The following is an 11,065-nucleotide window of genomic DNA, read 5'->3' on the forward strand; positions in this document are numbered from 1 at the left end:
GCGTGCGAACGCACGCGACCGGTCGCGACGAAGCGCCGGCGGGAACAGGGGAGTGGTCACCATGACGCGCAACGCGGTCCAACTCATCACATACGCCGATCGGCTCGCTGGGGACGTGCCTGGCCTGGCTCGGCTAATGGCGAGCGAACCGTGGTCCGGCGCGTTTGGCGGGGTTCACGTGCTGCCCTTCTTCACGCCATTCGATGGCGCAGACGCGGGTTTTGACCCCGTCGACCACACGCAGGTTGACCCCAGGTTGGGTAGTTGGGAGGACTTGGGAGCGCTTGGCGCCCAAGGCGACCTGATGGTGGACATCATCGTGAACCACGTGTCCAGTTCCTCCGCCGCGTTTGAGGATTGGTGCGAGCGAGGATCGGCGTCGCCTCACGACGGGATGTTCCTCACCATGTCGACCGTCTTCCCGGACGGGGCGACAGAGGCCGACCTCACCAAGATCTACCGACCTCGGCCGGGATTGCCCTTCACCCCCTATCGGGTGGGCGGCGAGCTCAGGCTGGTGTGGACCACATTCACGCCCCAGCAGATCGACATCGATGTCGCCAGCCCTGTGACGCTGCGTTACCTCGATACGATTCTCGATGCGGTCTCGGCATCCGGGGCCACCATCGTGCGCCTGGACGCGGTGGGTTACGCCGTGAAGACTCCCGGCACGTCGTCATTCATGACCGATGACACCTATGGGTTCATCTCCGATTTCACGGCGAAGGCGCGCGCCAGGGGCCTCGAGGTGCTGGTGGAGGTGCACTCGTACTACCGTCGCCAGATCGAGATCGGCCACGCAGTGGACAGGGTCTACGATTTTGCTTTGCCGCCCCTGGTGCTCCACGCCCTTTACACCGGTGACGCTGCGCCGCTTCACGAGTGGCTCACCATCCGGCCAAATAACGCGGTGACTGTCCTTGACACTCACGATGGCATCGGCGTCATCGATGTGGGCGCGGACCCATCCGCTCCCGACAGCCCGGGGCTGCTGCCTCCGGAGGCGATCGATGCTCTCGTCAAGACCATGCACGCCAAGTCCGGCGGGTCCAGTGCGGCCGCGACCGGCGCCGCCGCATCCAATCTTGACCTCTACCAAGTCAACTGCACGTTCTACGACGCGCTCGGAGCCGACGACCGCGCCTATCTCGCGGCGCGCGCCATTCAGTTCTTTGTGCCCGGTATCCCGCAGGTGTACTACGTGGGAGCCTTGGCGGGCCGAAACGACGTGGAGTTGCTGGGGCGCACCGGCATCGGTCGTGACATCAACCGCCACTACTACGCCCGCCAGGAGATCGCTTCCGATCTGGAACGGCCCGTGGTGGCGGCCCTCATGGCACTGTGCAAGTTCCGGAGTGAATTCCCGGTATTCGATGGCGACCACGTCTTCGGAATGTCCGACGACGGCATGACACTCACTCTGCATTGGAGCGACTGGCGCGACTGGGCCGAGCTCACGGTCTACGTGGGCGAGGCGTCAGCAAGTCTCGCGTGGTCCCATAAGGGTGTCGAGGGCAAGACGGACGACCTGCTGATCGATCCGCCGGTGCTTGTCTAGTGGTAGCGCTCACCGCATCGGCGGCGCACTGGCGACTCAGGGTCGATTCGTCAGTGTGATTCGCGCAGCGCGGCCCAGTCCCGGTCGCCAAGATCAGGGACGGTGCGGTCGTACGGCTCCGCAAACAGGGGCGACGAGATGAGGAAGTCGGCCGTTGCCATGTTCGACGCCATGGGAATGTTCCACACCGCCCCGATGCGTAGCAGTGCCTTGACGTCGGGGTCGTGCGGCTGTGCCTCGAGCGGATCCCAGAAGAAGAAGAGGGTGTCGATGCCGCCCTCCGCGATCTTGGCGCCGATCTGCTGGTCGCCGCCGACGGGGCCAGAGAGAAAGCGGGTGACCTTGAGGCCTAGCTCATACTCGAGCATCGTTCCCGTGGTCCCCGTCGCGTACAGGTGATGCTTGGACAGCGTGCCCTTGTTGAAGCTCGCCCACTCGAGCAGGTCGACCTTCTTGTTGTCATGCGCCACGAGGGCGATGTGACGTTTCGCGTCGTTGGTGCGCTTCGCATCGGTTTGAGCCATGTGCCCAGTATCGCGCCCGCCAGCCAATCGGGCCAAGTATTGTGCGGCCCTCAGGCGAGGTCCCACGCGGGTCTGCTACGTGCCTCCGCGGGTGGAGGCCTCACCCCTGAGTCGTAGAAGCCCGCCACGAGAAGATCATCCGTGGGGCGGTGCCGCCGACACCCCGGCGCTCCTAGTTTTGACGTGTCACAGCGTGAGACACAACGAGGAGAAAGATGATTGAGGCACAAGGGCTGACCAAGCGGTACGGCCCAACCACCGCGGTGGACCACATGTCATTCACCGTTCAACCCGGTCGAGTCGCCGGCTTCCTGGGCCCCAACGGCGCCGGGAAGTCCACCACCATGCGGATGATTGTGGGGCTTGACCGACCCACCGACGGCTCGGTGACCATCAACGGTCGCCACTACGCCGACCACCGCGCCCCCCTCCAAGAGGTGGGCGCACTGCTGGACGCCAAGGCCGTTCACACGGGCCGAAGCGCGCGCAACCACTTTGCGTGCCATGGCAGCCACTCACGGCATCTCCACCAAGCGGGTCGATGAGGTCATCGACATGACTGGACTCGAGTCGGTGGCCGACAAGCGGGTGGGTGGGTTCTCCCTGGGCATGGGTCAGCGATTGGGAATCGCGTCGGCGCTGTTAGGCGATCCGCAGACCTTGATCCTGGACGAGCCGGTCAACGGGCTGGATCCCGAAGGCGTGCTGTGGGTGCGCAATCTGACCAAGTACCGTGCGGACAAGGGTCGCACGGTCTTCTTGTCGTCTCACCCGATGAGCGAGATGGCGCTGGCCGCGGATCACATCATCGTGGTCGGCCGCAGCCGGGTACTCGCCGACGCCCCCGGTGGAAGACGTTGTCGCCGGCGCTCAGGGGTCCAAGGTGCGGGTACGTAGCCCGCGGGCGAACGACCTGGAGGCGATGCTGCGTTGCGCTGGTGCCGCGGTCGTCGCCACCGAACCCGGACTCCTGGAAGTGACCGGCAGCTCACTCGAGGATGCCTACCTGCAACTGACCGCCAACGACGTCGAGTACCACTCGACGCCCGTGGGCGCCGCCCACCCGTCCGGCGCGCAGCCGGTTACCGAAGGAGCATCACGATGACCACCACCGCAACACGCACACCGTTCGTACCGTCGAGTTCCGTCCGTCGCCAGACATTTGGACAGACCGTGCATGCCGAGTGGATCAAGTTTTGGACCGTGCGCTCGACGGCATGGACGCTCATCGCGACCGTCGGTCTCATGGTTGGCATTAGCGCCCTCGCCGCGTGGGGGATCCTCGATCGAGGCGGTCGACGCTGGCGATGGGCCCATGAACACCGCGATGCTGCTCGGCGCGGGCTACCAGGTGGGCCAACTGCCCGTGGCGGTTCTCGGCGTGCTGACGATTGCGGGCGAGTACTCGACGGGAATGATTCGCTCCACACTGGTGGCCGTGGGTCTGCCTCTGTACCTCGTGGCGATCGCGCTCTTCGCGTTCGTCGTGGGTGCGCTCCTTCGACACAGTGCTGCGGCGTTGACCGCAGTGATCGCGTTGCTGCTCGTCATCGAGAACGTGCTCCTGATCATTCCGTTGCGCGCCGTGGAGCTGATTAGCCCGTTCCTGCCGTCCACGGCGGGACGCATGGTGCTCTTCGACAACGAGATGTTGGAGGCCGCCACTCAGATGACGGATGGCGCCCCCGGGAACTCATGGTCCGCACGATCGCCAACCGACGGGCACCGACGAGGTGCTGCCCGGCATCCCACGTATCGGCCGCCACCGCCATCGTATGAGGTAATCCGCGCCCCTGGCTACTGATCCTCCACAGACGGCCGCCCGGGAAATCCCCGCGAGTCGCGCGTGGCGGACGCGCGAGTTCTGGCCGGGTTCGGCGGCAACGCACCTGCTGCATGTGCTCGCAGTTCTGAGCGCTTGCCCGGAGGTCGAGACGCGTCGCTGGTTGCCCGCGCGGGGTGCGGGGACGGGGCTTTTCACGCGTCTCATGAGGCGACCCGACGCGATCTACTCCACCCCTATGTGTCCGGGCTGGACGCGTGAAGGAAAATGCCCTACCTTTGGAGAAAGTCAGCCAGAGTGACATATACCTGGCCTCATGCGCAAGGAGGCGCTATGACTGAATCCGTCGCACCCCACGGTGCGCTCAGTGACCTGCTCCCGGCCTCTGCCGTTGAAGCTCAGGTGGAGGCAACGGATTGGCGGGAGGCGATCAGGGCCTCGGGCGACCTCTTGACCTCGACGGGGTCGGCTACGCCGGCCTACACCGAGCAGATGATCGCGGCGATCGACAAGTTCGGCCCCTACATCGTGATTGCCCCCGGCTTCGCACTCGCACACGCGCAGGCCTCCGAGGATGTCCTCCACACAGGCATGTCCTTCGTCCAGCTTGCCCGCCCGGTGAGTTTCGGTCACAAGACCAACGATCCCGTTCACCTGGTCGTCGGCCTGGCCAGCAAGGACCATGACGCCCACATGGAGGCCCTCCAACAATTGGCGGGCTTTCTGTCCGCCCCAAAAAAAACCGAGCAGCTGAGAAGCGCGGCCGACGCCGACGAGTTGCGAGTACTGCTCGGGCTCGTTCAGGGGTATGAGTAAACAACAGACCGGGCCGACGGCAGCGGCGCGATAGCGGCAAGACAGACGACACACAAAGGAGAAAGCATGAAAGTGATCTGCGTCTGCGGGATGGGTCTAGGAACCTCCATCCTGCTGAAGATGAATACCGACAAGGCAATGAAGCAGCTCGGCATCGACGCCGATGTGGACGCGGCCGACATCGGCACCGCCAAGGGTGCCGCAGGACAGGCCGATTTCGTGCTCACCAGCGCTGAGCTGGCCGAGGAATTGGAGGGGTTGCCGATACCGATCCGGGTCATCAACAACTTCATGGACGTGGACGAGATCTCCGCAGCCATCACCGATGTACTCAACCTCGAACAACTCTAAGAATGGAAGGTAGTTCGTCATGCCAGTAGTAAATTTCCTGGTTAACGAAGTCCTATCGGTGCCCGCCTATCTGGTCGGCATCATCGTGGCAGTAGGACTCATCGCCCTGAACAAGAGCGTGGGGCAAATTGTCGGGGGCGCACTCAAGGCAACCCTCGGTTTCCTCATTCTTGGAGCGGGTGCGGGTGTCGTCGTCAACGCGCTGTCGCCCCTAGGTGAACTGATCCTCGCGGCCACCGGCGCACAGGGCGTCGTGCCGACGAACGAGGCAATCGTCTCGATCGCCGCCGCCCAATTCGGAGCCCAGGTTGCCTGGACGATGATCGGTGGCTTCGCGATCAGCCTGTTGATTGCGCGGTTCACACCCCTCAAGTACGTGTTCCTCACCGGCCACCACATCTTCTTCATGGCCACCATGCTCACCGTGGTGCTGTCGGTGGCGGACCTGAGTAACACCATGATTGTGGTGGTTGGGTCGCTACTGCTGGGCACGATTATGCAGATCATGCCCACGTTCGCCCAGCCGTTCACGCGGCGCGTCACGGGCAACAACACGCTGGCCATGGGGCACTTCGGCTCGCTTGGTTACATCACCGCCGGAGCCATCGGTACTGTGGTCGGCAAGAAGTCGCGTTCCACCGAGGACCTCCACGTGCCCGAAGGGCTCCGCTTCCTGCGTGACTCGATGGTCGCCACGGCGCTTTCGATGGTGATCTTCTACATCGTCTTCACGACCTGGACCTGGATCAAGCTGGGCGACACGGCCGCGTTCGACATCCTGGGCGCCACCAATGGCGGCAACTTCATCATGCTGGGTGTGGCACTGGGTCTGCAGTTCGGTATCGGTGTCTCGATCATCCTCTACGGCGTGCGGACCATCCTGGCTGAACTGGTTCCCGCGTTCGAAGGAATCTCACGCAGGGTCGTTCCCGGTGCCGTCCCGGCGCTCGACGTTCCGATCGTCTTCCCCTTCGCCCCCAATGCGGTGCTTGTCGGCTTCATCGCGTCCTTCGCGGGCGGCCTGCTCTCGTTCGGGCTCCTCGCCTGGATCTTCGGGCCCGTGTTCGGGCTGGCGCTCATCCTGCCGGGCATGGTTCCGCACTTCTTCACCGGCGGTGGCGCTGGCGTATACGGCAACGCGACCGGCGGACGTCGTGGAGCGGTCATCGGAGCGTTTGCCAACGGCGTGCTGATCACCTTCCTTGCGGCGCTGCTGCTCAAGGTGCTGGGCTCGCTCGGCTTCGAGAACACGACGTTCGGTGACGCCGACTTCGGGTGGTTCGGCATCGTCGTCGGCAACGTCGTCAAGCTGGGCGCGATCGGCGGGCTGGTCGGGCTCGCAGTACTGATCGTGGTCCTCCTGTTCGGCGCCAGCCGGTACCAGCAGCGACTCGTCAACGTCGAATGGAAGCCGGGTCTGGAACACTCCGAGTGGGTCGCCGAGGAGGAGGCCGCAGAAAAGGCCGCCATCGCGGAAGAGGCTGCACGCAAGAAGGCCGCTGCCACTGGGGGCGAGACCTCCTAGCAGTATCCTCGACGCCGCAGGTACTCCACCTCCAAGGAGCACCTGCGGCGTCGCTCACTCCCCACATCTGATCACCGCTACTTCATGTCCCGCGAAGGACTGACTATGACCACCCCGCTTGAGTGGAACGACATCGATCGAAGGGCCGTCGACACCGCGCGCATCCTTGCAGCCGACGCGGTGGAGAAGGCCGGTAACGGACACCCGGGAACGGCGATCTCCTTGGCGCCGCTGGCCTACCTGCTCTACCAGAAGGTGATGACCGGCGATCCCTCCGATCCGCAGTGGATCGGTCGCGACCGGTTCGTGCTGTCCGCCGGTCATACGTCCTTGACCCTGTACACCCAGTTGTTCTTGGCCGGGTACGGCTTGGAAGTGGCCGACATCGCGGGGACGCGCGCGGAGGGCTCCCTGACGCCCGCGCATCCGGAATACGGGCACACGGCGGGTGTCGAGTGCACCACCGGCCCACTGGGAGCGGGCGTGGCGAACGCGGTCGGCTTCGCGATGGCGGCCCGCCGCGAGCGCGCACTGCTGGATCCGGACGCCCCACAGGGTTCCTCGGTGTTCGACCGGACGGTGTACTGCCTCGCCGGGGACGGCTGCATGCAGGAAGGGGTCGCCTCGGAGGCATCGTCGCTGGCGGGAGCTCAGAAGCTCGGCAACCTGATCCTGATCTACGACGACAACCGGATCACGATCGAGGGCGGGACACAGATCTCCTTCACCGAGGACGTGATGGCCCGCTACGCCGCCTACGGCTGGGACGTGCACCACGTGGACTGGACCAACGGCAGCACCGAGTACGCCGAGGACATGGAGGCCCTGTACGCCGCCCTGGAAGCGGCGAAGGGGGTGACGGATCGTCCCTCGTTCATCAGGCTGAGCACGATGATCGGCTGGCCCCTGCCGACCATGGCGGGCCACCACGCGGTGCATGGAGCGGCGCTGGGGCACGAGGAGATCGCTCGGCTGAAGGTTGCGCGGGGCTTTGACCCGGAGCGGTCGTTTCAGGTGGACCCCGAGGTGCTGGAGCACACCCGTCGCAACGCGGCGAACCGCGCCACGGCTGCGCGAGAGCAGTGGCAGGCCCGGTTCGAGGCGTGGCGAGACTCGCACCCCGACAGGGCGCTGCTGTTCGATCGGCTGGTGACCGGCACGCTGCCCGCGGGACTCGCCGAGGCTTTGCCGACCTTCCCCGTCGGGACGATGGCGACCCGTGCGGCCTCGGGTGCGGTGCTGACCGCCCTCGCCCACGTCATGCCGGAGCTGTGGGGCGGCTCCGCAGATCTTGGCGCGTCGAACAACACCACCATGAAGGGACAGCCGTCCTTCCTTCCGCCGGAGCAGTCGAACGACGATTTTGTCGGTGACTACAACGGTCGGGTCCTCCACTTTGGGGTCCGGGAGCACGCGATGGGCAACATCCTCAACGGGATCGCCATCTCGGGGCTGACCCGCGCCTACGGGGGCACGTACCTGGTGTTCTCCGACTACATGCGCGCTGCGGTCCGATTGGCCGCCCTGCAGCAGACGCCGAGCATCTTCGTCTGGACCCACGACAGCGTCGCTGTCGGAGAGGACGGTCCCACCCATCAACCGGTCGAACAGATCGCCTCACTCCGGCTGATCCCAGGGCTTGACGTGATCCGGCCCATGGACGCCAACGAGACGGCCCAGGCATGGGTCCAGGCGTTGCTTCACCACGACCGGCCCAGCGCGATCATCCTGTCGCGGCAGGCACTCCCGACGGTGGACCGCGGTCCCGGCGCCTGCGCCCCGGCCGAGCACCTGGCGCAGGGCGGGTACACGCTACTCGAGGCATCGACGGGTGAACCCAAAGTGGTCTTGATCGGCACCGGTTCGGAGGTGAGCATTGCCCTAGACGCCCGCGACCTGCTGGAGGCCGAGGGCGTCCCAACCCGCGTGGTCTCGATGCCCTGCCAAGAGTGGTTCGACAGCCAACCCCACGCGTACCGGGCCTCCGTCTTGCCCTCCGGCACCGCGAGGGTCGCCGTCGAGGCCGGGGTCGGGAAGGGCTGGCGGGACTACGTCGGCGACACCGGTGAAATCGTCTCGGTGGATCACTTCGGAGAGTCCGCGGCTGGCCCCCGACTGTTCGCCAAGTACGGGCTGACTGCGGTCAACGTTGCCGACCGGGCCAAGGTCGCCCTCGCCCGACAGCGTTGACACGTCCCGTGAGCCGACGTCGGGTCGGCGACTCGATAGGCGCCACCATCGCGTCAGCGAAGAGGCGTCCGGGATCCGACTCCGCCCATGCTCACGTCTCCAGGTGCCCCGAGTGGGATTCGAACCCACACTGGTACGGGTTTGAGCCGTATGCCTCTGCCGGTTGGGCTATCGGGGCGCGCCCACTAGGCTAGCGCCTGTGAACGAGAGTATTGAACCAGCGCAAACAGGTCCCGCCAAGCGTCGCGCCATCGTCGCTGAAGACGAGGCACTCATTCGGATGGATATCGTCGAGACGCTCCGTGAGGGCGGCTACGACGTTGTAGGCGAAGCCTCGAACGGCGAGGAATGCGTGGGCCTCGCCCGCGAACTCAAGCCAGACGTGGTGGTGATGGACGTGAAGATGCCCGTCATGGACGGCATCACCGCGGCCGAGCACATTGCCAAGGAACGGCTTGCGCCCGTCGTCCTGTTGACGGCATTCTCGCAGACCGAACTGGTGGAGCGTGCGCGTGACGCGGGCGCGATGGCATACGTGGTGAAGCCTTTCACCCCAGCGGACCTGCTGCCGGCGGTGGAGATCGCGGCTTCACGCTTCATGGAGTTCAGGGCTCTTGAGAACGAGATCGCCGACATCAATGAGCGCATGGAGACACGTAAGCGCGTCGAGCGTGCGAAGGGGCTGTTGATGGAGAAGATGCAGCTGAACGAGCCCGAGGCATTTCGCTGGATTCAGAAGACGTCGATGGACCGTCGCCTGACGATGCGCGAGGTGGCGGAGGCCGTCATCGATCAGATGGGCGGCAAGTAGTCCTTCGCGTCATCGTTCCTGGTAGGCGCGACCGCACGTGACCAGGGACCCGTGACCAAGGTCACGAAATCGTGACCCTAGCGACCCATGGACGTAATTTCCCGCCGGTACCGTGAAGGCAACTGCCAGCGAGGACCGTCCTCGCGGTGGATCCGGTGGGCGCGTCCCGCCGAACCTTGATGGAGGGAAAGACATGGCACGATGGAACACCATCGCACGAGGCACCGCTGTAGCGGCTGTCGCGTCCCTTGCCCTGGCGGCTTGCTCGTCCGGTGGAGGTGAGACGGCTACAAGTTCTTCGTCCGGCGGCGGCGGCGAAGACGTTGCGCCCCTGAAGATCGGCACATTGCTTCCGCTGACCGGCTCGCTCGCCTTCCTCGGCCCGCCCGAAGTCGCTGGTGTTCAGTTGGCTGCTGACGAAATCAACGCGGCCGGCGGCATCTTCGGCGCCGACGTCGTGATCAACAACCAGGACTCCTCGGACACCGACAACCCGCAGATCGCCGCGCAGTCGGTTTCCGCGATGGTCGCTGACAACGTGGCCGCGATCGTCGGTGCAGCATCGTCTTCGGTGTCGCTCAACGTGGTGGATGACGTGGCGAACGCCGGAATCGTCCAGATTTCGCCCGCCAACACCTCGACCGCGCTGTCCGGCTACTCGCCGTTCTACTTCCGCACCGCTCCGCCGGACACCGTTCAGGGTTCGGCGCTCGGAAACCTGATCGTGGCTGACGGCATCAAGAAGCTCGGCATCCTGCTGTTCGCCGACGACTACGCCACGTCGCTGCGTGACGTGGTCCAGGGTGTCGTTGAGGAAAACGGCGGCGAGATCACCTACGGCAAGGCCGGAGACGAGTTCCAGACCGACGCCTCGAACTTCGAGTCGATCGTTCAGGACGTGCTCGCGACCAACCCTGAAGGCATCCTCGTGATCGCCTTCGACCAGACCAAGAACATCGTTCCTGCGCTGGTGGGAGCGGGTTACCCGGCCGACAAGTTGTACTTCACGGACGGCAACACTGCGGACTACTCGGCCGACTTCGACGCAGGCGTGATGACCGGGGCAAAGGGCACCATTCCTGGCGCCAACGCACCGGACGACTTCAAGGCTCGCCTTGATGACACCAACGGCGGCAAGCTCGACTCTTACGCCTACGGTGCCGAGTCCTACGACGCCGCAATGCTGGTTGCCCTGGCTGCCCTCAAGGGCAATGGTTCGGACGGCCAGACTGTTCGCGACAACCTGGCGGCGGTTTCCGGCGCAGACGGTGGCACCGAGTGCACCGGCTGGGTGGAATGCTCCGACCTGATCCTGGCCGGCGAAGACATTATCTACCAGGCGGTCTCGGGTGTGGGTCCGTTCAACGCGGACAACGACCCGTCCAGCGCCTACGTGGGCGTGTACGTGTTCGACGACGCGAACGTCCCGCAGTGGACCGAAGCGGTGTACGGCGAGGTCTAAGCCTCACACGCACGAGCGAAGGGCCCCGGCTTCGGCCGGGGCCCT

The 11,065-nt window shown here is 65.0% G+C and carries 9 protein-coding genes, 1 tRNA gene and 1 pseudogene; 9 read left to right on the plus strand and 2 right to left on the minus strand.

The features are described from left to right. Positions 1-61 precede the first annotated feature (61 nt). Positions 62-1,558, plus strand: a complete 1,497-nt coding sequence (gene gtfA / locus QZZ29_RS07675) for a sucrose phosphorylase (protein WP_291382402.1) — start codon at positions 62-64, stop codon at positions 1,556-1,558. Between the two features lie 50 nt (positions 1,559-1,608). Here the strand turns inward: gtfA and QZZ29_RS07680 are convergent, their stop codons facing one another. Next, complete coding sequence (locus QZZ29_RS07680) at positions 1,609-2,082, minus strand: methylglyoxal synthase (protein ID WP_291382403.1); 474 nt, start codon at positions 2,080-2,082, stop codon at positions 1,609-1,611. A gap of 215 nt (positions 2,083-2,297) precedes the next feature. Here QZZ29_RS07680 and QZZ29_RS07685 point away from each other — a divergent pair. From QZZ29_RS07685 to tkt, 6 genes and pseudogenes are all read left to right on the plus strand, one after another. Then, a pseudogene (locus QZZ29_RS07685) lies at positions 2,298-3,187 on the plus strand (ATP-binding cassette domain-containing protein). A 210-nt stretch (positions 3,188-3,397) separates the two neighbouring features. After that, the gene (locus QZZ29_RS07690) at positions 3,398-3,886 is read left to right on the plus strand and encodes a hypothetical protein (protein ID WP_291382404.1); all 489 of its coding nucleotides are present in this window, start codon (positions 3,398-3,400) and stop codon (positions 3,884-3,886) included. Positions 3,887-4,198: 312 nt separating this feature from the next. After that, positions 4,199-4,681, plus strand: coding sequence for a PTS sugar transporter subunit IIA (locus QZZ29_RS07695; RefSeq protein ID WP_291382405.1), 483 nt, complete (start codon positions 4,199-4,201; stop codon positions 4,679-4,681). A 66-nt stretch (positions 4,682-4,747) separates the two neighbouring features. Further along, positions 4,748-5,032, plus strand: a complete 285-nt coding sequence (locus tag QZZ29_RS07700) for a PTS sugar transporter subunit IIB (protein WP_291382406.1) — start codon at positions 4,748-4,750, stop codon at positions 5,030-5,032. 19 nt (positions 5,033-5,051) lie between these two features. Then, a complete protein-coding gene (locus tag QZZ29_RS07705; protein ID WP_291382407.1) occupies positions 5,052-6,557 on the plus strand; it encodes a PTS ascorbate transporter subunit IIC in 1,506 nt (501 codons plus the stop codon). Between the two features lie 105 nt (positions 6,558-6,662). Further along, complete coding sequence (gene tkt, locus QZZ29_RS07710) at positions 6,663-8,747, plus strand: transketolase (RefSeq protein ID WP_291382408.1); 2,085 nt, start codon at positions 6,663-6,665, stop codon at positions 8,745-8,747. 104 nt (positions 8,748-8,851) lie between these two features. Here tkt and QZZ29_RS07715 read toward each other — a convergent pair. Continuing rightward, positions 8,852-8,925: transfer RNA gene (locus tag QZZ29_RS07715), tRNA-Leu, on the minus strand. 21 nt (positions 8,926-8,946) lie between these two features. Here QZZ29_RS07715 and QZZ29_RS07720 point away from each other — a divergent pair. Together QZZ29_RS07720 and QZZ29_RS07725 are read left to right on the plus strand one after the other, a co-directional pair. Next, a complete protein-coding gene (locus QZZ29_RS07720; RefSeq protein WP_291382409.1) occupies positions 8,947-9,558 on the plus strand; it encodes a response regulator in 612 nt (203 codons plus the stop codon). Between the two features lie 193 nt (positions 9,559-9,751). Continuing rightward, complete coding sequence (locus QZZ29_RS07725) at positions 9,752-11,020, plus strand: ABC transporter substrate-binding protein (RefSeq protein ID WP_291382410.1); 1,269 nt, start codon at positions 9,752-9,754, stop codon at positions 11,018-11,020. Positions 11,021-11,065 lie beyond the last annotated feature (45 nt).

It is taken from the genome of Demequina sp., from assembly GCF_016278765.1.
In the GTDB taxonomy this organism is placed as follows: domain Bacteria; phylum Actinomycetota; class Actinomycetes; order Actinomycetales; family Demequinaceae; genus Demequina.